This window comes from Variovorax sp. GW821-FHT09B05 (assembly GCF_059418265.1).
Window position 1 is genome coordinate 676,433 of record NZ_JBWKPN010000001.1, and the last position, 24,252, is coordinate 700,684.

Genomic DNA, 24,252 nt, shown 5'->3' on the forward strand with positions numbered 1-24,252 from the left:
AGGTAGATCATGGCTCTTCTGAAGTAGACCAAGCCGCGGCACCATACGGTTCTTCATTCAACGCACATTGCTTCCAGAGGATCCGTCATGACCCATCGCATCGACTACGCCAAGGTTTCGCCCGAAGGCTACAAGGCCTTCGGCGGGGTGTACGCCGCTCTCCAGAAGAGCGGCCTGCCCAAGGAACTGGTCGACCTCGTCTACCTGCGCGTCTCGCAGATCAACGGCTGCGCCTACTGCATCGACATGCATTCGCGCGACCTGCTCAAGGGCGGCCTCGCCGTCGACAAGCTGGTGCTGGTGCCGGTGTGGCACGAAGCCGGCGCCGTGTTCAGCGCGCGCGAACGCGCCGCGCTGGCCTGGTCGGAATCGGTGACCCGCGTGGCCGACACCGGCGTGCCCGATGCCGACTACCAGGCCGCCATCGCCGAATTCGGCGAGAAGGAACTGGTCGACCTGACCTATGCCATCGGCCTGATGAATGCCTTCAACCGCCTCGGCGTGACCTTCCGCGCCACGCCGGCGGCAGCCGCGGCCGCCGCCAAGGCCTGAGCGTGGCCTGGACCCTGCTCGGCATCGCCGGGCTGCTGGAGATCGCCTTCGCCTTCGCGATGAAGTCCTCCGAGGGCTTCACGCGGCTGGTGCCGGCCCTGTTCACGGTCGCCACGGGGCTGTCGAGCGTGGTGCTGCTGTCGTTCTCGATGCGCACCCTGCCCATGGGCACGGGCTACGCGGTCTGGACCGGCATCGGCGCCGCGGGCACCGCGATCGTCGGCGTGCTCGCGCTCGGCGATTCGGCGGCGCCGCTGCGGCTGCTGTGCATAGGGCTGATCCTCGCGGGCGTGATCGGGCTCAAGCTGGTCGCGGCCGACTGAGCAGGCCGCCGCCAGCCGCAGGAGGCATTCAGTTACATGCGCCATCGGCGCCGTCCGACGTGCCTCCCCCGGCGCCCCTCGCGATCATTGCGGCCATATTCCTGGAGGTTCCCAAAATGGCTGTGGCGCAAAAGAACTGGATGGCGGATGGCAGCGGCCACAAGGAGGCATCGCTCGCCACATGGACCGTGCTCGTGTCGCTGCTGGTGGTCGTCGTCACGATGGCCTGCCTCTACCTCGCGGTGCAGCGCGAGCGGGCGGCCGTGGCGCAGGCACCCGTGTCGGCCGTGTCGATGCAGACGCAACCCGAAGAGATTTCGCTGGCGAGCATGCCGGTCGGGCTGGCGAAGTAAGGCCAGCCGGGCGCGGCCCGCTCAGGCCAGCGGCCGCAGCGCCACCCCCATGTCCCGCCAGTCCTCGGGGTGACAGGTGAACAGCAGCACCTGGTGCCGCTGCGCCGCGTCGAACAGCACGCGCTTCATCTGCGCCAGACGCGGCGCGTCGCTGTGCACCAGCGCGTCGTCGAGGATCAGCAGGGTCGGACGACCCGCCTCCTGCAACAGGTCGGCATAGGCGAAGCGGCTGATGAGCCGCAACTGCTCGCGCGCGCCGAAGCTCAATTCCTGCAACTGACCGCTCTCGACCGCGCCGCCCAGGCGCGCGCGCGTGAGCGTGGCGGGCGCGAGTCCCGCATCCATCTCCACCGTGGCGCCGGGCATCAGCAACGGCAGGTAGTGCTGCATGCGCGCCTGCAGCGGCGCCTGCAACCGGGTCAGCGTGGCCTGCCGCTTCTGCTCGAGCTTGCGGCACAGCAGCGACAGCGCCTCGGCGCGGCGCTGCAGGTCGGCCTGCCGGCGCTGGGCCTGCGCGAGCTGGCCGGCCAGCGCCTCGCGCTGTTCCTCGAGGCCCTGGGCGCCAGCCTGCTGCAGGCCGCTCTCGAGCACCAGCAACTGTTCGCGCCGTTGCTGGTGGCCGCGCATCAGTTGCTCGATGCTGCGCCGCAGCCGCTCGATGTCCTGCAGCACGATGTCGGGCCGCGCGGCCTGCAATTCGGTCTCGGTGCGATCGATGCGCGCGGCCAGGGCATCGGCCTCGGCGCTCGCGGCCAGCAGTTGCTGGTTCGCCTGCGCCTGGCGCTGCTGACGGCCCGGGTCGGCCAGCGTGGCCTGGGCCGCGGCCAGTTCGCGCCGTGCCGCCTCGCTCGCGCCCTGCGCGGCCGACTGGCGGCGCTGCGCCTCGCCCAGGGTCTTGCGCAGCGCCTGCTCGGCCGTCACGGCGGCTTCCTGCGCGGCCTCGGCCTCTTCCATCGAGGGCAACTCGCCCTCGGGCGGTGCGGGCAGCCGTTCGAGCGCGACCTGCGCGCCCGCATGGCGGGCCTGCGCCTGGGCATGCTCGCCGCGCAGCGTGTCGATGCCGCGCGGCGCGACGATCGCCAGCGCCTGCTGCGCGAGCCGGGTCTGGGCCTCGAGGTCGGCCGCGGCGCGCTGCCGCGCCTGGGCCTGCGCGACCTCGTCCACGCCGAGCGAGCGCAGCGCCGCCAGCAGCGCCTCGCGCGCATCGGCATGCTGGCGCGCCAGGCCCGCGAGGTCGTTGCCGCCGGGCGTGATGATCAGTTGCCCGCCACCGGGCAGGTGCAGCGTGGCGGGCGCGTCGACGAGCCGTTCGCCCTCGGCGCGCAGCTCGTGGCTTTCGCCGCGCGCCTGCAGGCGCAGCGCCTGGCCTTCGGGCAGCATGAACTGCAATCGCGTGGCGACAGCCTGGCGGCGCAGGTCGGCATCGCGCTCGGCGCGCTCGAGCTTGAGCAGCCGATCGAGTTCGGCCGGCTGGATCGCCGGTGTGGAAGCGGCCGTGGCGCGCAGGGCCGCGAGCCGCTCCTGCGCCTCCTCGGCGCGCGCGAGGTTCTCGGCATGGCGCGCGACTTCGGCCTGCGCCTGCTGCAGTTGCTGCTGCAGGCCGCGCCGCTGCGCTTCCTGGCTCGCCGCGCGCCAGGCCTCGCGCGCGGCATCGACGCGCCGTTGCGCCGCATCGGCCTGCGTGCGCGCCTGGGCCACGGCCTCGTCGCTCTCGCGCAGTTGGCGCTCGGCCTCCTCGGCGGCCCGCTCGCGCGCCTGCGCGGTCGCCTGCTGCTGCGCCAGGCCTTCGAGCGCCTTGGCGAGCAGGTCGCGCGTGTCCTGCAGCTGCCGCAGCCGCGCGCGGTCGCCAAGCAATTGCGCCTGGCCGGCCTGCAGTGACTCGTTGCGCGTCTGCGCGGCTTGCAGTTCCTCACGCAGGCCATCCCAGGGCCGGGCCGTCTCGTCGGCCTGGTGCTGCTGGCGCATCAGCGCGAGCTGGTCGACCTGCTCGCGGTAGGTGGTGATCTGCGCATCGAGCACGGCACGCTGCGCCTGCAGCGCGGCGGCCTGCTCGATGACCTCGGCATAGGCGGCGCGCGGCTTGCCGGTCGAGGTCAGCAGCTCGTCGCGCTGTGCGCGCAGGCTGTCGAGCAGCGCATCGCCGCCGCTCGCGGCCAGCGGCGCCGCGGCATCGCCGGCCGGGTCGCGCAGCGCATCGTGCAGGTGGTCGCGCGCATGGCTCACGTCGAGCTCCTGGCCGCGTCCCTGCTCCACCCACAGCAGCCCCGGAATGCCCCAGTTCTCGGGCCGGCTCGCGCCCTTGGCCGCGAACGAGAAGCCGAACAACTGCGCCAGGTGGTCCTCGGCCTCGGTGCCCTCGAGGCTGCGCGCGCCGGCATCGAGCACGCAGCGCTTCTTCGCGAGGAAGCTCTTCATGAGCCGGTGCGGCTGGCCGTCCAGCAGGAAGTCGAGCTCGACCTGCGGCGCGGCACCCGTGCCCTCGCCCCAGGGGCGCAGGTCCTCGACCTGGGTGGAACGGTGGCGTTCGAAGAAGGCCGCGCGAATGGCGCGCACCAGCGTGCTCTTGCCGGCCTCGTTGGCGGCCGCGACGATGTTGAGCCCGGGCTCGAAGCCATCGAGTTCGAACGGCGCGCGAAAGCGCCGCAGCTGTTCGACGCGCAAGCGGGTGATCTGCAGCTTCATGGCCGGGCCCCCTCCGCCGCGCCGCGCGCGAGTTCGGCCGCGAGCAGCGCCAGCGCGTCCTGCGCGATGCGCGCCTGCGCCGGGTCCGCGCCGGCCTGGGCCTCGCGCAGCTCCTGCATCACCTCGCCGAGGTAGCCGTCGGCGCGCAGGCCCGCGATGTCCTCGTCGGTGGGCTCGAGCCGCAGCGCCGACAGGTCGGCCTGCAGATGGCGCGCGCGCGCCTCCGCGCGGCCGATCGCGGCCTGCAGCCGCTGCAGTCCCGCGAGGTCGATGCGGCCCTGCACGCGCAGGTCGACCACGTCGTGCGCATCGAGCCCCTCGAGCTGCGCTTCGAGCGCATCGGCGTCGGTCGTGACCTGCAACACGCCGGCGATGGCCTGCCAGCGGAAGCGGCCGACCTGCAGCTGCGTGACGCGCGGCTCGGCGCCGGGCGCGTCGATCTCGACCAGCAGCGCCTGGCCCGAGCCGTTGTCCTTGAAGCGGTCGGGCTCGGGCGTGCCCGCGTACCAGGTGCGCGCGTCGATGCGCTTGCAGCCGTGCCAGTCGCCGAGCGCCAGGTAGTCGAGCCGCGCGCTCGCCGCGCGCTCGGGCGCGATCGGGTTGGCCGAATCGATGTCCTCCGACAGCAGGCCCTGCACGCTGCCGTGCGCGAGGCCGATGCGCAGCAGGCCCGCGGGCGTGTCGGCCTCGTCGAACCAGGCCGTCAGGTCGTTGTAGGTGTGACGCTGCGCGAGCGGCGCGGGCAGCACCGCGAAGCCCTGGGCCTCGAACAGGCGCAGCTCGGGCGCGAGCAGCAGGTGCACATGGGGCGGCACCGCGCCCAGGCGCTGCGCGCGGGTCCACACGCTCTCGGCCAGCGCGGCGTCGTGGTTGCCGGGGATCAGCAGCCAGGGGCCCGGATAGGCGGCGAGTGCATTGAACAGCCGGCGCAGCGTGCGCTCGGACACGGTCTGGGCATCGAACACGTCGCCCGCGACCAGCACCGCGTCGACCCGGTGCTCGAGCGCGAGCGCGGCGAGGCGTTCGACCACGGCGATGCGCGCCTCGGCCAGGATCGGCGCGTGCTCGGGGTCGAAGCTCGCGAACTGGCGGCCGATCTGCCAGTCGGCCGTGTGGAGAAAACGTGTCATGAAAGGATGGGAGGGTGCGGCGCGCTCGCGCCGTGGCGTTGCATTGTCGGTGCTTCGTTCACGCGTCGAAGCCCTCGGCCAGCGTCTCGCGCAGCCAGGCCACGAACACGGCCACCGCGCGCGGCACATGGGTGGCATAGGGGCGGATCGCGTAGAGCTTCTCGCCGAAGGCACCGACCGAACGCCATTGCGGCAGCACCTCCTGCAGCTTGCCCGACTGCAGCGCCGACTGCGCGCTGAAGTCGGGCACCAGCGCGATGCCCAGACCGCTCACTGCCGCGTCGCGCAACGCCTCGCTGTTGTTGGCCACCAGCGGCCCCGACACCGGCACCGTGATGCGCTGCACCGCCGCCTTCGAGGCCGCGGCGCGCGCCTCGAAATGCCAGGTCGGCGTTTCCTGCGCGCGCGGGTAGTGCAGGCAGTCGTGCTCGGCCAGCGCCTGCGGCTCGCGCGGCGTGCCGCGGCGGCGCAGGTAGGCACGGCTCGCGACCAGCACCGAGCGGGTGTCGCACAGGGTCCAGGCGACGTGGGTGTCGGGCGGCGCGGCCGTGTGGCGGATCGCGAGGTCGAAGCCCTCCATCGCGAGCGAGCTCAGGCGATCGGACATGTCGAGCTCGATGCGCACCTCAGGCTGCGCGCGCAGGAAGGCCGCGAGCCGCGGCACCAGTTGCTGGCGCGCCAGCGCCACCGGCGCGGTGACGCGCACCAGCCCGCGCGGCACGCCGGCCAGGTCGCGCACGCCCTCGAAGCTGTGGGCGATCTGCTCGAAGGGCCCGCGCATGTCCTCCACCAGCCGCTGGCCGGCCTCGGTGAGCCGCACGCTGCGCGTAGTGCGCTGCACCAGCGAGGCGCCGGCCGCGCGCTCGAGCTCGGCGATGCGCTGGCTCATGGCCGCCTTGCTCACGTTGAGCCGCAGCGCCGCCGCCGTGAAGCTGCCCTGCTGCGCCAGCACCGTGAGCCAGTGCAGGTGGGTCCAGAGCGACTCGATATTTTGGGTCTTCATGGATCCATTGTTCACTATCGCAAACAATAAGTTCAAGCTTCGCGTCTAGGCGAGGACGAGCGCGCTGCATAAACTGGCCCTCGACCCCCCGCATTCCTTCGCATCCCCGCCTCCTTTCACACGAGAGACACGCACCATGCCCATCCAGTCCATCGATCACTACATCGCCGGCCAGGCCGTCGCCAACACCTCGGGCCGCACGCAGGACGTGACCAACCCCGCCACCGGCGCCGTCACCGGCCGCGCCGGCCTGGCCGACGCCAGCCAGGTCGCCACCGCCGTGGCCGCCGCGCAGGCTGCCTTCCCGGCCTGGGCCGACACGCCGCCGATTCGCCGCGCCCGCGTGATGTTCAAGTTCCTGCAGCTGCTCAACGAGCACAAGGACGAACTGGCCCACCTGATCACCGCCGAGCACGGCAAGGTGTTCACCGACGCCCAGGGCGAAGTCAGCCGCGGCATCGACATCGTCGAGTTCGCCTGCGGCATTCCGCAGCTGCTCAAGGGCGACTTCACCGACCAGGTCTCGACCGGCATCGACAACTGGACCCTGCGCCAGCCGCTGGGCGTGGTCGCGGGCATCACGCCCTTCAACTTCCCGGTGATGGTGCCGATGTGGATGTTCCCGGTGGCGATCGCCGCGGGCAACACCTTCATCCTCAAGCCCAGCCCGACCGACCCGAGCCCCTCGCTGCGCATCGCCGAGCTGCTCAAGCAGGCCGGCCTGCCCGACGGCGTGTTCAACGTGGTGCAGGGCGACAAGGCCGCGGTCGACGCGCTGCTCGAGCATCCCGACGTCAAGGCCGTGAGCTTCGTGGGCTCGACCCCGATCGCCAACTACATCTACGAGACCGGCGCGCGCCACGGCAAGCGCGTGCAGGCCCTGGGCGGCGCCAAGAACCACATGGTGGTGATGCCCGACGCCGACATCGACCAGGCCGTCGACGCGCTGATCGGCGCGGGCTACGGCTCGGCCGGCGAGCGCTGCATGGCGATCAGCGTGGCGGTGCTGGTGGGCGACGCGGCCGAGAAGATCATGCCGAAGCTGATCGAGCGCACCAAGACGCTGAAGGTGCTCGACGGCGAGAACCTCGAGGCCGAGATGGGCCCGATCGTCACGCGCGCCGCGCACGAGCGCATCACCGGCTATATCGCCCAGGGCGAGAAGGAAGGCGCGAAGCTGCTGGTCGATGGCCGCCAGTTCGACGGCGCCAAGGCCGGCAAGGGCTGCGACGACGGCTTCTGGATGGGAGGCACCCTGTTCGACCACGTCACGCCCGAGATGCGCATCTACAAGGAAGAGATCTTCGGCCCGGTGCTGTCGTGCGTGCGCGTCGCCAACTTCAAGGACGCCGTCGACCTCGTCAATGACCACGAATTCGGCAACGGCGTGAGCTGCTTCACCCGCGACGGCAACGTGGCCCGCGAATTCGGCCGCCGCATCCAGGTCGGCATGGTCGGCATCAACGTGCCGATCCCGGTGCCGATGGCCTGGCACGGCTTCGGCGGCTGGAAGCGCTCGCTGTTCGGCGACATGCACGCCTATGGCGAGGAAGGCGTGCGCTTCTATACGAAGCAGAAGTCGATCATGCAGCGCTGGCCCGAGAGCACGCCGAAGGGGGCGGAGTTCGTGATGCCTACGGCGAAGTAAGCGGCTCGACGTTTTCGTTCGCTGATTGAGCGCCCCCTCGAGGGGCAATGCAGCCGCCGCGGGGGAACCCGTTGGCGGCTGCGTGCGTTGGCGGTCATGGCACGGGCTGACAACGGAATGGGGACTACCTCATGCGTCGGGTTCGATGCGGTAGTCCCGTTACCGATCATCCTCGCTTGGCAACATCCTCAACGGATCGAACACGCAGCTTCTGCTCGCGCAGATGGTTGACCAGCAAGGTCGCCATGTCCTGGGTGGAGAGCTTGCCCGCCCGCTTCAGTGCGATCAGCAGATCCTGGACCTCGCCAGAGCGGGCCTCGTCACCCGCCAGCAGCGTGGCCGTCTCTGCCCATCGATCCGTGGGGGTGATGGTGTAACTCACACCGAACTTGAGCGCGAGGTCGCGGATGAAGGTCGCTACACCGGTGGTGGGCAACACCAGATCGCAGCAAGTGCGCCCCTCGTGCGCGCGCGATGGCGGGTGCATGCGATCCTCGAGTTTCATGGGTGCCTTGGTGTCGCTTCCTTTTTATCACCTTACCCAAGAAATACTCGAAACTTCAATCCCATCAATAGCTTACGTTGACAAATCATGCCGGTCGGTCGGCAACCCGCACTGCTCAGCTCGCCCGCATCCGGCAAGCCGCCCGCACGATCCGCGCCGTCGGATTCGGCGTCATGTCGAGAAAGCGCATCGGCTTGGGCGCCGCGCTGTAATCGGCGATCTGGTGCGGCTCGCCGCGCCACAGCGGCTCGGCATAGAAGCGCGCCTGCACATAGGTCGCGCTCTTCGCGTGGCAGTCGAAGACCACGCGCGATTCGTACGAGCGGTAGGGGACACGGTCCCAGTTGAAGCGCGGGCCCGAGCGGTTCACGCGCACGTTCATCTCGATCAGCGGCTTCTCGGGCGCGGCCTCGCCTTCCGCGGGCGGCGTTGCCGCGATGCGGTTGGGGTCGACCTGAACCGTGTCGGCCGACTTGTCGAGCGGATCGCCGACCACGGTGAACCATGCGGGCTGCGCCCATGCCAGGCTGCCCGCCACTGAAAGACCCGCCGCCAGCCACCAATGCCTCACGCGTTTGCTCCTCGTTGTTGCGACCGGGCCCCGCCGGGTCGGCAGGGAAAATAACCGAAGAATCCGGTTCGCTGACACAGGAATTTACAGTTTGGGGGCATGCCGGGCTTGTCGGACAGCGGCGTGGCGGGCCTGCGGAAAGCGCGCCGTCGCCGCGCCCGGCGCGAGCGCGTCCCGGGCTCAGCCTGCCGGCCGAGGTGCGGGCGCGGCCCAGACGCTGTCCACCGGCCCCTCGCGCACGCGGCGCGCCGTGCGCAGCGCCATCCAGGCAAAGGCACCGGCGCCGAGCAGCGCGATGGCGTCCACGCCCAGCGCATCGGCGCGCAGCCACGACCCCGAGGACGGCAGCAGCCACCCGGCGATGCTGGTCAGCGGCACCGCCAAGGCCGCGGCCGCGGCCAGCCAGAGCAGCTCGACCGCGCCCCGCGAGGCGCCGCGCAGGAAGGCCCAGGCCACGCTGCCCAGGAACACCGCGTGATAGACCTGCTCGCGCCACGGCGCCAGCACCTCGCCCTGCCAGGCCCACAGCCACTTCTCGGCCGCCACCGTGAGCGACAGCGCCGCCACGCAGCCCAGCGACACGCCGACCGTGCCCGCGGCCATCCACCGGCTCGAGCGGCGTTGCTCGACGGGCACCCCGCCGCGCTCGGCGCGCCGGCGCGACTCCACCCACAGCAGGTTGCCCGAATAGAAGAGAAAGGCCCCGGCCAGCCCGAGGAAGAAATAACCCCAGCGCACCGTGCCGCCGCCATAGGCGCCGAAATGCAGCGCGAAGAAGGCCGAGACCGAGGCCATCCAGCCCGATTGCTGCCCCGCCAGGTACTCGGTGTGCAGCAACCGGCCGTCGACCGCGCTCGCCAGCACGAACGAACCCTGCGCCTGGCGCGTCATGCAGCACGGCATGTCGCCCGCGATCCAGACCGCGGCACCGGCCGTGCCGGCACCACGGAAGCGCAACGTGTGCGGCACGAAGCCCTCGGCCTGCGCGCGCACGCGCGCCTCGAGCGCGGGCAGCGGCAGCAGCGCGGCCGGCGCGGGATCGGGGCGGATCGCACTGAAGGGGCCGCTGGCCTTCCAGATCTGCTCGAAGCGTGGCTCGCCGTAGACCGCGGCCTTCTGCGCGTCGTAGATCAGGTCGTGCATGCCGAACACCACCGCGCTCAGCGCCATGACCAGATGGAACGGCAGGCTCACGATGCCGATCACGTTGTGCGCGTCGAGCCACATGCGCTTGAGGTTGCGCCCGACGCGCAAGGCGAAGAAGTCCTTCACCAGCGTCGGCCACAGCACGACCACGCCCGAGACGATCGCCAGCGCATAGAGCGCGCTGACGATGGCCATGACCAGCGTGCCGGTCTCGAGGTCGACCGGCAGCGCGACGGTGCGGTGCACCACGTCGATGAACTGGCCGAGGCCAGCTGGCGCGTCAGGTGCGATGCGCAGCGTGCCGTCGGGCGCGAAGCTGGCGCTCCAGCCGCGCTCCTCGCCGCGCGCCTTCCACGCAAGGCGCTCGGGCGCGCCGTGGCGCGCCCGGTGCAAGGTGAAGTCGGCGCGCGCATCGGGCCGCGCGGCCAGCGTCTGCGCGATCAGTTCATCGGCGCCCGGCGACGGCGCCGCCGCCACGGCGGGCGGCGTGGCCCAGCGGTCGAGCGGGCCCTTGAACATGGTCAGGGCGCCGGCATAGAAGGCGATGAAGAGCGCGAGGCCCGCGACGATGCCGGTCCAGGTGTGGACCGTCTTGTAGGTGCGAAGGGTGTCGGCGCGCATGGCTCAGCCCGAGAGATGGCGCATGGCGAACAGTACCGCGCCCGCCACGGCGGTGGCGCCACCCAGCCAGGCCCAGGCACGCAGTGCCGAGCGGAACATGAACACCGCCGAGCAGATGCCCAGCCACAGCGGCGGCACGATCCACATGTTGAACTGGTACTTGTTGAGCGGCGCCATGCCGCCCGGCCCGAGCCAGGCGAACAGGCCCGACAGCGCGATCGCGAGCGCGAAGCCGGGCAGCGCGCCCGCGAGCGCGAGAGCGCACCAGGTCGCGCCGCTCCGGTCCTCAGCGCGCGCCATGGCGGTCCTCGCTCGGCGAGCGCCGCAGCGCGGTGGCGTACGGCAGCGCGATCCACGCGCACATCACGAGCGTGAGGGCGCTGAAGAGGCCGGCTGCCGGCTGCAGCGCGCGGCAGAACAACCACGCACCGAGTGCGACCAGCACGCCACCGATGCCGCGCCACGCGCGCGGCTTCGACACTGCGCCGCCAAGCCGCTGGTGCGGCGCGGCCCGGTACACGCACAGCGCGCCGAGCACCGTGCAAAGACCCGCGAGCACCGCCATCACCAGGCGTACGAGAGCGTGGCGGTGGCGGTGCGGCGCGCGCCGTAGTTGCAGGGCGAGCCGGCCAGCATCAGGCAGTGCGAGACATAGCGCCGGTCCGACACGTTGGCCACCGTCAGCCGCAGCCGCGCGCCCTTCCAGGCATCGCCGAGCAGGCCGAGGTCGTAGGAGGCGCCGAGGTCCCACAGGAACAGCGCGGGCACGCGCAGGTAGGGGTCGTAGGTACCGGCGGTGTCGTAGGCCGACATGTAGCGCGCGCCGATGCCGGCCTGCAGGCCGGGCACGCTCTCGAAGCGGTAATCGAGCCAGGCCGAGGCCTGGTGCCGCGGCGTGCGCAGCGTGGGGCGGCCCAACTGGTTGCGGTCGTTGCTGCTGCGCACCTCGGAGTCGGTGTACGAATAGGCCGCGATCATGCTGAGCCGCTTCGTGAGCTCGGCCTTGGCCTCGAGCTCGAGGCCGCGCAGGCGCTGGCGGCCCGACTGCACCGAGCGCTGCGAGTCCATCGGGTCGGGCGTGAGGCTGTTCTCGAGGTCGTTCTGGTAGAGCGACGCGGTCATGAAACCCCAGCCGCCGGTCGGCTCGTACTTCAGGCCGAGCTCGAACTGCCGGCCCTTCTGCGCGCGGAACGGCTGGTTGTAGCGGTCCACGCCGGTGACCGGCAGGAACGAGGTGGAATAGCTCGCATAGGGCGCGACGCCGTTGTCGAACACGTAGCCCAGGCCGATGCGGCCGGTGGTGGCCGAGTCCTCGGTCGGCACCACGGGGCGCGAGGCCAGCATGCGGTTGGTGGTATCTATGGACGAGCGGTCGTGGCGCAGGCCCAGCGTGGCGATGGCGCGGCCCCAGCGGATCTGGTCCTGCAGGTACAGCCCGGTCTGGCGCACCGCCTGGAAGGTCGAGTTGGTGTAGCTGGTCGGCCGCGTGACCGGCAGGCCATAGACCGGGTTCAGCACGTCGAGCGGCGGCACGCCGATGGCGCTGTTGGCGAAGTTGAAGGACAGCTTGCCGCGCAGGTGGTCGACGCCGGCCAGCAGCGTGTGCGCGAGCGGGCCGGTGCGCAGGCGCGCCTCGAGCTGGGTGTCGACGGAGAGCGAGCGGATGTCGTCGTCGGAGATCGCCGAGACGCGGTTGAGCGTGTGGCCGTCGGACCGGTAGGCATTGAAGGGATGCACGCGCACCAGGAACATGTCCTGCGCGGCATGGCCGTAGCGCAGGTTCTGGCGCACCGAGACCGTGTCGTTGAAGCGGTGCTCGAAGCTGTAGCCCAGCGACTTGTAGCTGCGGTTGAAGCTGTCGGTCGACGGCTCGCCCAGGTACAGGCTGCGCGGGATGTAGCCGAACAGCGGGCTCGGCACATGCGAGCCCACCACCGGGTAGAAGCGCGGGCTCATGCGCGGATCGTCCTTCTGGTAGTGGGCCTGCACGGTGAGCGAGGTGTCGGCCGACGGCCGCCACGTGAGGCTGGGCGCGATCATGGTCTGGCGGTCGCGCTCCAGGTCGACCTGCGTGTGCGCATCGCGCCGCAGCGCGATCAGCCGGTAGAGGAACTTGCCGTCCTCGTCGAGCGGACCCGTGAGGTCGGTGGCGAGCTCGGCGCCGCCGAAGTGGGTGGCCGACAGCCGCACCTCGCGCTGCGCGACCGCCTGCGGCCGCTTCGTCACCTGGTTCACCAGGCCGCCCGGTATGGCCTTGCCGTAGAGCACCGAGGCCGGCCCCTTGACCACTTCGACGCGCTCGAGCGCATAGCCCGGAATGCGCGGCACTGCATAGCTGGCCGGGTCGCCGGGCAGCGGCAGGCCGTCGAGCCACTGGGTGCCGAAGGTGTTGAAGCCGCGGATGTAGTTCCAGTCGTAGCGCACGTCGAAGCCGTTGGGCTCGGCCAGCACGCCGGCCGTGTAGCGCAGCGCCTCGGCCACGGTGCGCGCGCCCTGGTCGTCCATCTGCGTGCGCGTCACCACGTTCACGAGCTGCGGCGTCTCCAGCAGCGAGGCATCGGTCTTGGTGCCGCTGGCGCTGCGCTTCGCGACATAGCCGACCACCGGGCCGGTGGCGGTCTCGGGCGGCGCGCTGTCGTGCACGCGCACCTCGGGCAGCATGCCGTGGCCGGCCTGCACCTCGCCCGCCCCGGTCGGCGCTGGCGGCGGGGGTGCCACATCGAGCGTGAAGCTGCCATTGGCCTGGCGCACGGCCTGCAGGCCATGGCCACGCAGCAGCTCGGCGAAGCCTTCGCGCACCGTGAAGCTGCCCGCCAGGCCGGCGCTGCTGCGGCCGCGCAGCAGGCTGGCATCGACCGACAGCTCGACACCCGCGGCGCTCGCGAAACTGCCGAGCGCGCGATCGAGCGGGCCGGCGGGAATGTTGAAGCCGCGCCTGGCATCGGCCGCGGCCTGGCCCGCGGGCTGGGCCTGCGCGAGGCCGACGGTCGTCGCGCCGAGCGCGAGCCCCATCCAGAGCGCGGCCGCGAGGCGGCTCGGCGCGGTCATCGGGGCGGCGCGCCTCGGACTGCGTGGAGGGAGGGGGCGCTGCGGGAGGCGTTTCGCCATGACGGGGGTCCTTTCAGTTCGGAAGATGTCTGGTGCTCCCATGTCTTCCGGACGAGAAAGGCGGAACCTCAAGCGGCAACGCAAAAAAATCGAAAAAAGTTTCGGTCGCCGTTCGCAGGCACGGGCGTCGGCCCGTCTACCGGGCCCGCACCGTGACCCAGTAGCGCGTGCGGTAGGCCGCCGACACCGGCAGCGCGAGCGCGAGGTTCTCGAGCGCGCGGTCGGTGTCGCGCAGCGAGAACACGCCGGTCACGCGCAGCTCGGCCACCTCGGGATCGCAGCGCAGCACGCCGGGCCGGTAGCGCGCCAGCTCGGCGACGAAATCGGCGACGCGCATGTCCTCGGCCACCAGCACGCCGCGGGTCCAGGCGGCCGCGCTGTCGGCCACGGCATCGGGGTCCTGCGCACGGTCGGCGAAGAACACGGTGCCCTGCCCCGCGCCCACGCGCACCACGGCCTCGGGCGCTCGCGCCGGCCGCACCGCCACCGCGCCCTCGAACACGGCCACGCGCGAGGCCTCGGCCTCCTGCCGCACGATGAAGCGCGTGCCCAGCGCCTCCACGCTGCCCTGCCGGCTGTGGACGCGGAACGGGCGGTGCGCGCTGGCGGGATCGGGGGCGGTGGTCACCAGGATCTCGCCGGCGCGCAGCACCAGTCGGCGTTCGTGCGCGTCGAAGCGCAGGTCGATGGCGGTGGCCGTGCCCAGCACCACGCGCGTGCCGTCGGGCAGCGCGATCTCGCGGATCTCGCCGGTGCGCGTGCTGTGGTCGGACGCGGCGAGCTGCCAGGCCTCGGTGCCGCGCAGGGCCGCGGCGATGCCACCGACGGCGGCCGTCAGCCCCAGCAATTGCAGCGCGCGGCGCCGGCCCGTGCGCACCGGCTCGCGCAGCGCGTGGCGCGCGGCTTCGCGCGGCAGGGCATGGAGCTTGTCCTCGAAGGACTGCAGCCGGTTCCAGGCGCGTTCATGGTCGGGATGCTGGGCGCGCCAGCGTTCGCAGGCGGCACGGTCCTGGTCGCTGGCCTCGCCCGACCAGAGCCGCGCCATCCATTCGGCCGCGCGCCGCACCACCGCGGGATCGAGCGGGCCCGGCAGCGCGGGGCTCGGGTTCATGCGCGCGTCAGCCATGCATCACCCGGTAGCAGGCCTGCAGGCCGGCCGCGACGTACTTCTCGACCGAGGAGACGCTGACATTCAGGCGCTGCGCGATCTCGCGGTAGCTCAGCCCCTCGAGCCGGCACAGCAGCAAGGCCGTGCGCGCCTTGGCCGGCAGGCCGTGCAGGATGGTGTCGACCTCGACCAGCGCCTCGACCGCGAGCGCGCGTTCCTCCTCCGAGGGTGCCAGCGCCGCGGGCATGCAGGCGATGGCCTCGAGGTAAGCGGCCTCGATCTGCCGGCGCCGGTACAGGTCGATCACCAGGCCGTTGGCGATCTGCGTCAGGTGGCGGCGCGACTCCTCGGGCTGCGGCACGCGGCCGGTCGAGAGGATGCGCAGGTAGGTGTCGTGCGCGATGTCGGCCGCATCGAAGGCATTGCCCAGGCGCTTGCGCAACCAGCCGCGCAGCCAACCATGGTGGTCGCTGTACAGGACTTCGACGGGCTGAGCGGATGCGGCTTCGGTGAACGCCAAGAGGACCTCTGGCCGGTGCCCCGGGGGACGGGGGCATCGGATTAATAAGAATGGTTCTCATTTTAGAGGATGCCGGGCTCGGCCGAAAACGGGCCTGGCCCCCGGCCGGTAGAGTCGAGCCGCCGTCCCCGGCCCCCACCCACCAATTTCGCAAAGGCTCCCATGACCAGAAAGCTCATCAGCTCCGGCTCCACCTTCGAACAACAGATCGGCTACTCGCGCGCCGTCGTCGCGGGCGACTGGGTGTTCGTCTCGGGCACCACGGGCTTCGACTACCGCACCATGACCATCTCGGACGACGTGGTCGAACAGGCGGAGCAATGCCTGAAGAACATCGAGGCGGCGCTGCAGGAAGCCGGCGCCAGCCTGCGCGACGTGGTGCGCGTGACCTACGTACTGCCCGACGGCGCCGAGTTCGAGGCCTGCTGGCCGGTGCTGCGCAAGTACTTCGGCGAGGTGCGCCCCGCGGCGATGATGATCTCGGCGGGGTTGGCCGATCCGCGCATGAAGATCGAGATCGAGGTGACGGCGCTGCGCGCTTGAGTCTTGTCCCGGCGGCTATCGATTCGAGCCAGCGAGCACTCGCAGGCGATGCTTTTCCTTCCTTCAACGAAAAATCTCTTCACCGGGACCTGAAAAAATGGCAGTCATTCTTTTGCGCGTCGAATGGGACTACGGTTGCGAGTATCTGCAGTTCGACACCCTCGCCCCGCTTGAACCAGGCGCCACGGTGGCAACCACCGAGTGGTGGCCGGCCGAACGCAAGCGGGTCAAGTACAAGGCAACCTGCGTCAAGTGGCGCCTCGAGGCGTCGACGCTCGAGATTTCCTTGCGGTATGAGCACGAGCACAACGAAGAGCTCAGCAAGGATCAGGTTCGCTGGGGGGTCTCCGAAATCTCGGTCGACCTGGGCAAGAGAACTGCCGAAGCGCGGTGGACCGACAAGGACGATCCGAAAAAATGGAATGGCAACGCCAGGCATTGCAGGATCGTCAATGAAGAAGATGCGGCATTCTTCGCCGACATGAGCTACGACACCTACCTTCGCGTGGCACGCCCCGGTCAAGCCCAGTTGCGGGACGAGATGCTGAAGAAGAATGGCGCTTGCGCCATCACCGGCACCACGACCGAAGCGATCCTCGATATCGCCCACATCGACGAGGCCAGGAACGGCGGTCGGGCACTCTGGTCCAACTGCATGCTGCTGCGCGTGGATATCCACCGCCTGTTCGATGCCGGTCTGATCCGCTTCAGCCCCGATGGAACGGCTCTGCTCGATCGCTCGATTGCCGAGGAGTACAAGGACCTCCAGGCCAGGAAGATGGACCCCGAAGTCTTCGCCCTCGTGCGCGAGGCACTCGCGCTGCGCTCACATTGATCGCGCCAACGAAACCACCGGGACTCCACGCCACCGCCCGTCGTGGTTGCACGACCTGGATTCGTCAGAACACCCCAGGCGCCCGCCAGACGATCTCCCGCACACTGATCCGCCGCGGAATGATCCCCAGTGCCTGGAAGGCATCGGCCAGCTGCTGCTGTTGCGCGATATGCGCCTCGGTCACGGGCCCGAGCGAGAACTCCGCGCGCGCGAAGGCGGCCGACCAGGGCTTGACGTCGATGCCCGTGGCCTCGGCCGCGATGGCGGCCAGTTCGTCGCGGTGCTGGCCCGACCAGACGGTGAGCAGGCGCAGTTCGTCGAGCACGGCCGCCAGCACCGCGGGATGGCGCGTGGCGAAGTCGCGGCCGGCCATGTAGTAGGAAGCACTGGTGAGCCGCTTGTCGGTGGTGTCGGCGACGACGCGGGCGCCATAGCGCTCCTCGGCGATCGCGTAGTAGGGATCCCAGACCACCCAGGCGTCGATGTTGCCGCCGTTGAAGGCGGCGGTGGCATCGGCCGGCGACAGGTAGATGGGCTGGATGTCCTGGAAGCCCAGGCCCGCGGTGGCCAGCGCCTTGATCGTCACGTTCTGCGCGCTCGAGCCCTTGCCGAACGCGACCTTCTTGCCCTTGAGATCGGCCAGTGTACGGATCGGCGAGTTCTTCGGCACCAGCACCGCATGCTGCGCCGAGGGCGTGGCGGCCGCATAGACGAGGTCGGAGCCGCCGGCCTGCGCGAACACCGGCGGCGTGTCGCCGACCGAGCCCAGGTCGATGACGCCCGCGCCCAGCGCCTCGAGCATCGGCGGGCCGAACTGGAACTCGACCCACTTGACGCTGCCTACGCCCAGCGCCTTGAGGCGCTTCTCCACCACCTGCTGCTTGCGCGCCAGCACCAGCACGGCCGAGCCCTTCTGGAAGCCGATCTTCACCTCCTTGGGCAAGGTGTTCTGCGCCTGGGACCTGGCGGGCAGCGAAAGCCCGGTGGCCAAAGCCAGCAGCGTGGGCGCGACCTGTCGGCGGCGCAAGGAGAAGTCGGATCCGGAAGACAAGAGCACACCTCGAAGCAAGTCGGTAGAGGCCGCGATGCTGAACCGCGGCCCGCCGCTTGTCGAATGCGCTGCGCGCGCTTGCTTATGCGCTTTTCCTATGTGCGCGCCGGCCCGCGCCGCGGCTTCACGAAGCGCAGCGTCATGCGGTCCGATTCGCCGATGGCGAGGTACTTCGCGCGCTCCACCTCGCCCCCGCGCAGGGTCGGCGGCAACGCCCAGACGCCGTTCGCATGGTCGTGCGTGTCGCGCGGATTGGCGTTGATCTCGCTCTCGCCGTCGAACACGAAGCCGGCCGCGCGGGCGCGCGCGATCACGAAGTCCTGCGCCACGTAGCCGCTGTCGATGGTCCGTGCGAGCGATGTGCCGGGCAGCGCGCGATGCTCCTCCACGCCGAGCACGCCACCGGGCTTGAGCACGTCGTGGAAGGCGCGCAAGGTCTCGTCGAAATGGCCGTCGGCGATCCAGTTGTGGATGTTGCGGAAGGTCAGCACCGCGTCGGCGCCACCGGGCGGATGGATGTCGGTGAAGCGGTCGGTGGGCAAAGTGCCGAGCACCACGCGGCCGTAGTTGGCGGGATCGTCCGCGAGCTTCTTCGCGAAGGCCGCGCGGGCGCGTTGCTGCTCGGGCGTGCCGTCGGCCGGCGCATGGGCCGCGTAGAGGCGGCCGCGGGCTTTCAGGAAGGGCGCGAGGATCTCGGTGTACCAGCCGCCGCCCGGTGCGATCTCGACCACCGACCACTCGGGCCGCAGGCCGAAGAAGGACAGCGTCTCGAGCGGATGCCGCGCACCGTCGCGCGCGCGGTTGGCCGCGCTGCGCTGCGGGCCGTCGATGGCCGACTGCAGCGCGGCGAGCGCGGGATCGGTCGAGCCCACGGCAGCGGGCGCGACGGCGGCCACGGCCAGGCCCAGCAGCAGCGCGCGGCGCCGGTCCGAGTGACGGCCGGGCATGGCGACAAGGGATGCGATGGACATGGGACGCTTCTCTTTCTCGAAATGGACGCTCTCAGGCCAGGGCGGCATCCACGCGTGCTGCGAGCGATCGCGCGGCCGCGCCGGCCACGCGCGGCAGCACATGATCGGCGAAGCGGCGCATCTCCGCTTCGAAGGGCTGGAACTGCAGCATGAACAGCTCGATGCCGGCCGCGTGGAAGGCCTCGATGCGGCGCGCCACGCTGTCGTAGCTGCCCACGAGCTCGGCCGCGGTGCCGCCGTTCGAGCCCACGCGCGGCGACTTCTGCGCGGTCTGGAACATCACGGCCTTGGGATCGATGTTGGGTTTGTTGGCCGCGCGCAGCGGCGCGTCGAGCGCCGCGAGCGCGAGCAGGCGCGCATGCTCGGCGCGCGCCTCCTCGTCGGTCTCGCGCGCGACCACGAAGGCCGAAAGCCCGAACTGCAGCGGCGCCCAGCCGGCCGGTCGCTCGCGGCGCCGCAGGTCGGCGATCAGCGCCTGCACGTCGGCCAGCGGCTGGCCGTTGATGAACCAGGTGTCGCCGCGCTCGGCCACCAGCGCGCGCGCCGGCTCCGATTCGCCGCCCACGTAGATGCGCGGCCGCGCGCGGTGCAGGCCCGCCGGGCTCAGCCGGTAGTCGTCGAGCTTGAAGTGCTCGCCCGCGAAGCGCGTGCGCTCGCCGCGCAGCAGCGACTCCACCACCTCGATCCATTCGCGGCCATAGGCATAGCGCGCATCGTGCTCGGCGAAGGGAATGCCGGCGCGCTCGAGCTCGGGCCGGTTCCAGGCATTGACGAGGTTGATCGCGAAGCGCCCGCCGCTGATCTCCTCGATGCCCAGCGCCATCTTCGCGAGCACCGCCGGGTGATAGAGATAGGGCTTGATGGCCGCGATGATCTCGATGCGCGAGGTCAGCGCGGCCAGCGCCGCGGCCGCCGTCCAGGCCTCGAGCTGCGCGCTCTCGCCATCGTGCGGATTGACCGTGTGCTGCGCCACCAGCACCGAGTCGAAACCGAGCCGCTCGGCCTCGAGCACCAGCGCGCGGTTGCGCCGCCAGGAGGCGTCGTAGGGCTCGTCGGGGTCCTGCAGCGCGGCGCGGCTGCCGTGCACCAGCGCCCAGATGCCGAAGCGCGGGCCGGGCCCGTGGGAAGAAGCAGAGGTCATGGCGATGAGGAAGGGTTATGCGGCGGCATCGCGCAGCAGCGGCAGCAACTGCTCGCCCTGCCGGCGGATCTCGTCGAGGTAGGGCGTGTCGGACAGCACGAAGTGCGTGATGCCCAGCGCCTGGTACTTGCGCAGCGAGCGCGCGACGTCCTGCGCCGAGCCCACGAGCCAGGTGGTGGCGGCACCGCCGCCGCCGTACTTGCCGGGCGTGGTGTAGAGGTTGTCGTCGAGCACCTCGCCGCGCTCGTGCAACTGCAGCAGCCGGCGCTGGCCCACGGCCTGCGCGCGGTCGGGCTCGCCGGGCGCCGCGCCGCGCGCCATCTGCGCCACCTTGGCCTCGGCATCGGCCCAGGCCTCCTCGGTGGTGTCGCGCACCAGCGTCGTGACCCGCAGCCCGAAGCGCAGCGGCGGAATATCGCGGTCGAGGCTGCGGCTCAGCGCCTTCAGCCGCTCGATGCGTTCCTCGATGCCGTCGCGCGGCTCGCCCCAGAACAGCTGCACGTCGGCCTCGGTCGCCGACACCCGCTCGGCCGCCTCGGAGGCGCCGCCGAAATAGATCGTCGGATGGCGTCGCGCGCCGCGCACCTCGATGCGCGGCTGCACGGTGGCGTTCTCCACGCCGAAGTGCTCGCCGCGGTAGGTCACGCCCTCCTCGGTCCAGAGCCGGCGCACCAGGTGGATGAACTCGCGCGTGCGCGCATAGCGCTGCTCGGGGTCGCCCTCGCTGTCGCCATAGGCCGCGAGCTGGTCCTTGCCCGAGACGATGTTGATGCGCACCCGGCCGCCGCTCAGGTGGTCGAGCGTGGCCGCGGCCGATGCGAACTGCGCGGGTCGCCAGTAGCCGGGGCGGATCGCGATCAGCGGCTCGAAGGTGGTGGTGCGCGCGGCCAGCGCGGTCGCCACCGTGAAGGTGTCGGGCCGGCCCCAGCCGGCGCCGAGCAGCGCGCCCTTCCAGCCGTGCGCCTCGAGCGCCAGGGCATGCCGGGTCAGCGTGTCGAGGCTGTTGTGGCCTTCGACGGCGGCGTCGCCGCGATGGCCGGCCACGACCTGGTTGGGGACATACCAGAGGAATTCGGTGGGTTCGCTCATCGCCGTGCCTCCACCACCGCAACGCAAGCGCGCGATGCGGATATGCACATGTGCTTTTCTTCGTTCGCCCGCGAGCGGCTTCGCTCCATCGTTGGGTTCTTCATTTCACCGACTTCCAAAGGATTCCTCGCATGAGCCGCGACCGACTCTTCCTGCTCGAGGCAGGCTTCACCGACGACCAGCACCCGGGCGATGCCTTCGTCTGCCCCGACGGCCTGCCCATCGAGGGGCTGCTGGCCTCGGCGCCCGAACAGGCCGCGCGCCTCGAGGTGCACCGGCTGCCGTTCCCGCGCCCGCGCGCGGCCGTGGTGGCGCTGCTCGACGAGGCGCACCAGAGCCTGCCGGTGCTGGTGTTCGGCGACGAGCCGCCGGCACCGGCCGACGCGCAGTCGCTCGGCGCCTTGCGTTTCGTCACCGACACGCGCCGCATCCTCGCGCTGCTGGCCGAGCGCCACGGCTTCCCGAAGGTGCATTGACCTCCGGCGGCCGCAGTTGCTCGCCGGGGCCCGGCTTCAGGCCACGGCGTGCAGCTGCGGCCGCGGCGCGGCGGCGCGCTCGGCCTGCGGCTGCAATTGCCGCAGCACCGGCAGCGCGCGCGAGACCGCCAGCGCGATGCGCGCGCGCAGCAGTTCGCTGCGCACCTGGTAGTTCTCGAAATCGCGGTCGGTGGCGTAGACGCCGATCGGCAACGTGTGCGACTGGAAGAAGCTGAACAGCGGCCGCAGCTGGTGGTCGATCACCAGCGCATGGCGCTCGCTGCCGCCGGTCGCGGCCAGCAGCACCGGCTTGTCGATCAGCGCATCGTGGTGCACGAAGTCGAGGAAGTGCTTGAACAGGCCGCTGTAGGCGCCGCGGAACACGGGGCTGGCGGCGATCACCAGGTCGGCCGACTCGAGGGCCACGAGGGCTTCCTCGACCGCGGCCGGCAGTTGCGGGCGGTAGAGCACCGCGCCGAACTGCGGCACCAGGTTGCCGATCTCGATCACGCGGCTCTCGACGGGGATCGCCTGGGCGATGCCTTCGATCAGCTCCTCGACCAGCACCAGGGTGCGCGAGGGGCGTTGCAGGCCGCCGGACAGGGCGACGATCTTGAGGGGGGTTTGGGGCATGGGATGGATGGCGCGGCCGGCGGGCTGCGCGTGTGCAGACTAGGGCTGCGGCCATTCTGCGCGCCGTGCGCGGCGCGTGAACCTCGACTTTCGCATGTGCTTCTGCGAACTTCGTCTATGCGCCGTACGGGGTGCGCCGCGCGCATGGCAGGCATGCGCGGCGGCCATGGGAAGGGCCGCATATGGATGTGCGCAATCGTTCGTTCCGCACGGCCGATGCGCGTCCCAGAATCGCGCCGGCCTTCCCCCTCCCCCTCTTCTCTCTTTCCCGCATGACGCCCACCTCCGCCATCGACCATCCCTGGGGCGCACCGCCCAGCGCGCGCTACGACGAACTCGCGCGGCCGTTCCGCGCCGTGTTCGCACGCATCCGCGAGGGCGCGGTGGCGCGCGACCTCGCGCACCAGCTGCCGCACGAGGAGATCGGCTGGCTGCGCGAGGCCGGCTTCGCGCGGCTGCGCCTGCCGGTCGAACGCGGCGGCGCCGACGCCAGCCTGGTCGAGCTGTTCGCGCTGCTGACCGAGCTCGGCGCGGCCGACACCAACGTGGTCAACGCCCTGCGCGCGCACTTCGGCTTCTCCGAGGACGTGCTGCTCGCGCCCGAGTCGCCGTGGCGCACGCACTGGCTCGAGCGGCTCGCCGCGGGCGAGCTCGTGGGCTCGGGCTTCTCGGAGACCGGCGACGCCAAGGTCGGCGCCTTCTCGACCCGGCTGCGCGCCACGCCGCGCGGGTTGCGGCTCGACGGGCGCAAGTTCTACACCACCGGCTCGCTGTTCGCCGACTGGATCAACGCCGTGGCCGACGACGACGAAGGCCAGCCCACGATGATCTCGGTGCCGCGCCAAGCCGCGGGCGTGCAGGTGCTCGACGACTGGGACGGCTTCGGCCAGGCGCTCACCGCGAGCGGCACCGCCACCTTCGAGGACGTGGCGATCGATCCGCTGTGGGTCAACCCGAGCAAGCTGCGCTTTCCCTACGCCTCACCCTACTTCCAGACCGTGCACCTGGCCTCGCTGGCCGGCATCGCGCGCGCCTCGAGCGACGACCTCGCGCAGCGCGTGCGCGAGCGCGACCGCAGCTACAGCCACGGCAATGCCGCGCGCGTGTCCGACGATCCGCAGATCCTGCAGGTGGTGGGCCGCGGCCGCAGCGCGGCCTATGGCGCGAGCGCGATCGTGCTGCAGGCGGCCGGCGCGCTGCAGCGCGCGCACGATGCGCACCTCGACGGCGTGCTGCCCGACGAGGCGCGCGCCGCCGCCGCGGCCGCCTCGCACGTGGAGGTGGACCAGGCGGTCTCGGTCGTCACGCGGCTGGTACTCGACGCGAGCACCGAGCTGTTCGACGCGCTCGGCGCCTCGGCCACGCTGCGCACGCACGGGCTGGACCGCTACTGGCGCAATGCGCGCACCATCTCCTCGCACAACCCGCGCGTCTACCGCGAGCGCCAGGTCGGCGCCTTCGCGGTCAACGGCACGCCGCCGCCGACCTTCTATCGGGTCGGCAGGAGCTGAACGCCGCTGCTGCGCCACTGGCACGAGTCGGCCATGCAGAGCCGAGGCTCCTGCGTCCCGGGACGAGGCTCAGGCATCGCGCGCCGCGAGCGACAGGCCCATGCGGACCACATCCAGCTGACGCCGGCAGCCCGTCTTCGACAGCAGGGACGAGATATGGCTCCTGACCGTGTGCACGGACAACCCCGTCCGAGCCGCATACTGCTTGGGCAACTCGCCGCTCATGAGTGCGGTCAGGACACGTGCTTCCGCGGCCGTGATGCAAAGCGCCCTGCGAAGCGCGTCCACTGAGGAATGCTTGTTCCATGGCGTCGCGTTCGTAGGCACGCCCGCCGCCGATGACCGAGGCCATTCGGCCGCGTGATCCGCGCAGGGAAGCGTCACGGCGAGCGTCCGGCCGTCGTCGCCGACCTTCTGGAGCATGACCGACTCCCCGTCGGCCAATGAGCTCAGCAGGGACGCCAGGGCGGCACCCTCGAGCGGCATCCGAAGCACGCGCATCGACCCGGCGCCCACCGGATCAGGTAGGCCGACCGTGATGGCCCGCCATGCCCACCCCGTCGCCCCCTCCGACGGTGGGTGCACATGGAAGCGGTCCCTCGCTTGCAAGCTCGTTTCTTCCATCTCTACCTCCAGCTGCGCCATCGGCCCAGGCCCTCGTCCTCGTTCCTGGTCGCGGCAATTGGCATGGCACCGCGCACTCCAAGGCTAATCAGGCGGCCGCTCGTCGGC

The 24,252-nt window shown here is 71.0% G+C and carries 25 protein-coding genes; 8 read left to right on the top strand and 17 right to left on the bottom strand.

The window, feature by feature from the left end:
* Positions 1–87: 87 nt before the first annotated feature.
* The 3 genes from AC07RM_RS02805 (at position 88) to AC07RM_RS02815 (ending at position 1,228) form a co-directional block, all read left to right on the top strand.
* The gene (locus tag AC07RM_RS02805; RefSeq protein ID WP_495332802.1) at positions 88–552 is read left to right on the top strand and encodes a carboxymuconolactone decarboxylase family protein; all 465 of its coding nucleotides are present in this window, start codon (positions 88–90) and stop codon (positions 550–552) included.
* 2 nt (positions 553–554) lie between these two features.
* Positions 555–875: a DMT family transporter gene (locus tag AC07RM_RS02810; protein ID WP_495332804.1), complete on the top strand. Its 321-nt coding sequence runs from the start codon at positions 555–557 to the stop codon at positions 873–875.
* Positions 876–991: 116 nt separating this feature from the next.
* Complete coding sequence (locus AC07RM_RS02815) at positions 992–1,228, top strand: hypothetical protein (RefSeq protein WP_495332806.1); 237 nt, start codon at positions 992–994, stop codon at positions 1,226–1,228.
* A 21-nt stretch (positions 1,229–1,249) separates the two neighbouring features.
* Here AC07RM_RS02815 and AC07RM_RS02820 read toward each other — a convergent pair whose 3' ends face one another.
* Genes AC07RM_RS02820 through AC07RM_RS02830 form a run of 3 tightly spaced genes read right to left on the bottom strand, consistent with a single transcriptional unit; the run spans position 1,250 to position 6,043 of the window.
* Positions 1,250–3,910 carry an AAA family ATPase gene (locus AC07RM_RS02820; RefSeq protein WP_495332808.1) on the bottom strand — a complete coding sequence of 887 codons (2,661 nt, stop codon included), beginning with the start codon at positions 3,908–3,910 and terminating at the stop codon, positions 1,250–1,252.
* The gene (locus tag AC07RM_RS02825; RefSeq protein WP_495332810.1) at positions 3,907–5,040 is read right to left on the bottom strand and encodes a metallophosphoesterase family protein; all 1,134 of its coding nucleotides are present in this window, start codon (positions 5,038–5,040) and stop codon (positions 3,907–3,909) included. The genes AC07RM_RS02820 and AC07RM_RS02825 overlap by 4 nt, the downstream gene beginning before the upstream one ends.
* 58 nt (positions 5,041–5,098) lie before the next feature.
* Entirely contained in the window at positions 5,099–6,043 is a 945-nt protein-coding gene (locus AC07RM_RS02830; protein WP_057592669.1) for a LysR family transcriptional regulator, read from the bottom strand.
* 136 nt (positions 6,044–6,179) lie between these two features.
* Here AC07RM_RS02830 and AC07RM_RS02835 point away from each other — a divergent pair, with 136 nt between their 5' ends.
* The gene (locus tag AC07RM_RS02835; protein ID WP_495332812.1) at positions 6,180–7,691 is read left to right on the top strand and encodes a CoA-acylating methylmalonate-semialdehyde dehydrogenase; all 1,512 of its coding nucleotides are present in this window, start codon (positions 6,180–6,182) and stop codon (positions 7,689–7,691) included.
* 166 nt (positions 7,692–7,857) lie between these two features.
* On the opposite strand, the gene AC07RM_RS02840 is transcribed toward AC07RM_RS02835, so the two are convergent.
* The 8 genes from AC07RM_RS02840 to AC07RM_RS02875 form a co-directional block, all read right to left on the bottom strand.
* Positions 7,858–8,196 (bottom strand): hypothetical protein, encoded by a 339-nt coding sequence (locus tag AC07RM_RS02840; RefSeq protein WP_495332814.1) that lies wholly within the window; start codon positions 8,194–8,196, stop codon positions 7,858–7,860.
* A 115-nt stretch (positions 8,197–8,311) separates the two neighbouring features.
* Positions 8,312–8,767, bottom strand: coding sequence for a surface-adhesin E family protein (locus tag AC07RM_RS02845; RefSeq protein WP_495332816.1), 456 nt, complete (start codon positions 8,765–8,767; stop codon positions 8,312–8,314).
* 180 nt (positions 8,768–8,947) lie between these two features.
* Entirely contained in the window at positions 8,948–10,534 is a 1,587-nt protein-coding gene (locus tag AC07RM_RS02850; RefSeq protein WP_495332818.1) for a PepSY-associated TM helix domain-containing protein, read from the bottom strand.
* A gap of 3 nt (positions 10,535–10,537) precedes the next feature.
* Entirely contained in the window at positions 10,538–10,834 is a 297-nt protein-coding gene (locus AC07RM_RS02855) for a hypothetical protein (RefSeq protein WP_495332820.1), read from the bottom strand.
* Positions 10,821–11,093 carry a hypothetical protein gene (locus AC07RM_RS02860; RefSeq protein ID WP_495332822.1) on the bottom strand — a complete coding sequence of 91 codons (273 nt, stop codon included), beginning with the start codon at positions 11,091–11,093 and terminating at the stop codon, positions 10,821–10,823. Before AC07RM_RS02860 ends, AC07RM_RS02855 begins: the two co-directional genes overlap by 14 nt.
* 5 nt (positions 11,094–11,098) lie before the next feature.
* On the bottom strand, positions 11,099–13,582 hold the full coding sequence (locus AC07RM_RS02865) for a TonB-dependent siderophore receptor (protein ID WP_495332824.1): 2,484 nt from the start codon (positions 13,580–13,582) through the stop codon (positions 11,099–11,101).
* A 196-nt stretch (positions 13,583–13,778) separates the two neighbouring features.
* A complete protein-coding gene (locus AC07RM_RS02870; protein WP_495332826.1) occupies positions 13,779–14,768 on the bottom strand; it encodes a FecR domain-containing protein in 990 nt (329 codons plus the stop codon).
* Positions 14,761–15,270 (bottom strand): sigma-70 family RNA polymerase sigma factor, encoded by a 510-nt coding sequence (locus AC07RM_RS02875; RefSeq protein WP_093352567.1) that lies wholly within the window; start codon positions 15,268–15,270, stop codon positions 14,761–14,763. Before AC07RM_RS02875 ends, AC07RM_RS02870 begins: the two co-directional genes overlap by 8 nt.
* Positions 15,271–15,432: 162 nt before the next feature.
* Between AC07RM_RS02875 and AC07RM_RS02880 the strand changes: the two genes are divergently transcribed.
* A complete protein-coding gene (locus AC07RM_RS02880) occupies positions 15,433–15,813 on the top strand; it encodes a RidA family protein (RefSeq protein ID WP_431514286.1) in 381 nt (126 codons plus the stop codon).
* A gap of 97 nt (positions 15,814–15,910) precedes the next feature.
* The gene (locus tag AC07RM_RS02885) at positions 15,911–16,648 is read left to right on the top strand and encodes an HNH endonuclease (RefSeq protein WP_495332827.1); all 738 of its coding nucleotides are present in this window, start codon (positions 15,911–15,913) and stop codon (positions 16,646–16,648) included.
* A gap of 64 nt (positions 16,649–16,712) precedes the next feature.
* On the opposite strand, the gene AC07RM_RS02890 is transcribed toward AC07RM_RS02885, so the two are convergent.
* From AC07RM_RS02890 to AC07RM_RS02905, 4 genes are all read right to left on the bottom strand, one after another.
* Positions 16,713–17,675 carry a sulfonate ABC transporter substrate-binding protein gene (locus tag AC07RM_RS02890; protein ID WP_495332829.1) on the bottom strand — a complete coding sequence of 321 codons (963 nt, stop codon included), beginning with the start codon at positions 17,673–17,675 and terminating at the stop codon, positions 16,713–16,715.
* Between the two features lie 119 nt (positions 17,676–17,794).
* Positions 17,795–18,670 carry a class I SAM-dependent methyltransferase gene (locus AC07RM_RS02895; RefSeq protein WP_495332831.1) on the bottom strand — a complete coding sequence of 292 codons (876 nt, stop codon included), beginning with the start codon at positions 18,668–18,670 and terminating at the stop codon, positions 17,795–17,797.
* Between the two features lie 31 nt (positions 18,671–18,701).
* A complete protein-coding gene (locus tag AC07RM_RS02900) occupies positions 18,702–19,811 on the bottom strand; it encodes an LLM class flavin-dependent oxidoreductase (protein ID WP_495332833.1) in 1,110 nt (369 codons plus the stop codon).
* Positions 19,812–19,826: 15 nt separating this feature from the next.
* Complete coding sequence (locus tag AC07RM_RS02905) at positions 19,827–20,900, bottom strand: LLM class flavin-dependent oxidoreductase (protein ID WP_495332835.1); 1,074 nt, start codon at positions 20,898–20,900, stop codon at positions 19,827–19,829.
* Between the two features lie 131 nt (positions 20,901–21,031).
* On the opposite strand from AC07RM_RS02905, the gene AC07RM_RS02910 reads away from it, so the two are divergent.
* Complete coding sequence (locus tag AC07RM_RS02910) at positions 21,032–21,376, top strand: DUF3088 domain-containing protein (RefSeq protein ID WP_495332837.1); 345 nt, start codon at positions 21,032–21,034, stop codon at positions 21,374–21,376.
* A gap of 36 nt (positions 21,377–21,412) precedes the next feature.
* Here the strand turns inward: AC07RM_RS02910 and msuE are convergent, their stop codons facing one another.
* Positions 21,413–22,009, bottom strand: a complete 597-nt coding sequence (msuE, locus tag AC07RM_RS02915; protein WP_093352586.1) for an FMN reductase — start codon at positions 22,007–22,009, stop codon at positions 21,413–21,415.
* A gap of 272 nt (positions 22,010–22,281) precedes the next feature.
* Here msuE and AC07RM_RS02920 point away from each other — a divergent pair, with 272 nt between their 5' ends.
* Positions 22,282–23,520: an acyl-CoA dehydrogenase family protein gene (locus tag AC07RM_RS02920; RefSeq protein WP_495332839.1), complete on the top strand. Its 1,239-nt coding sequence runs from the start codon at positions 22,282–22,284 to the stop codon at positions 23,518–23,520.
* 69 nt (positions 23,521–23,589) lie between these two features.
* Here the strand turns inward: AC07RM_RS02920 and AC07RM_RS02925 are convergent, their stop codons facing one another.
* Positions 23,590–24,165 carry a helix-turn-helix transcriptional regulator gene (locus tag AC07RM_RS02925; protein ID WP_495332840.1) on the bottom strand — a complete coding sequence of 192 codons (576 nt, stop codon included), beginning with the start codon at positions 24,163–24,165 and terminating at the stop codon, positions 23,590–23,592.
* Positions 24,166–24,252 lie beyond the last annotated feature (87 nt).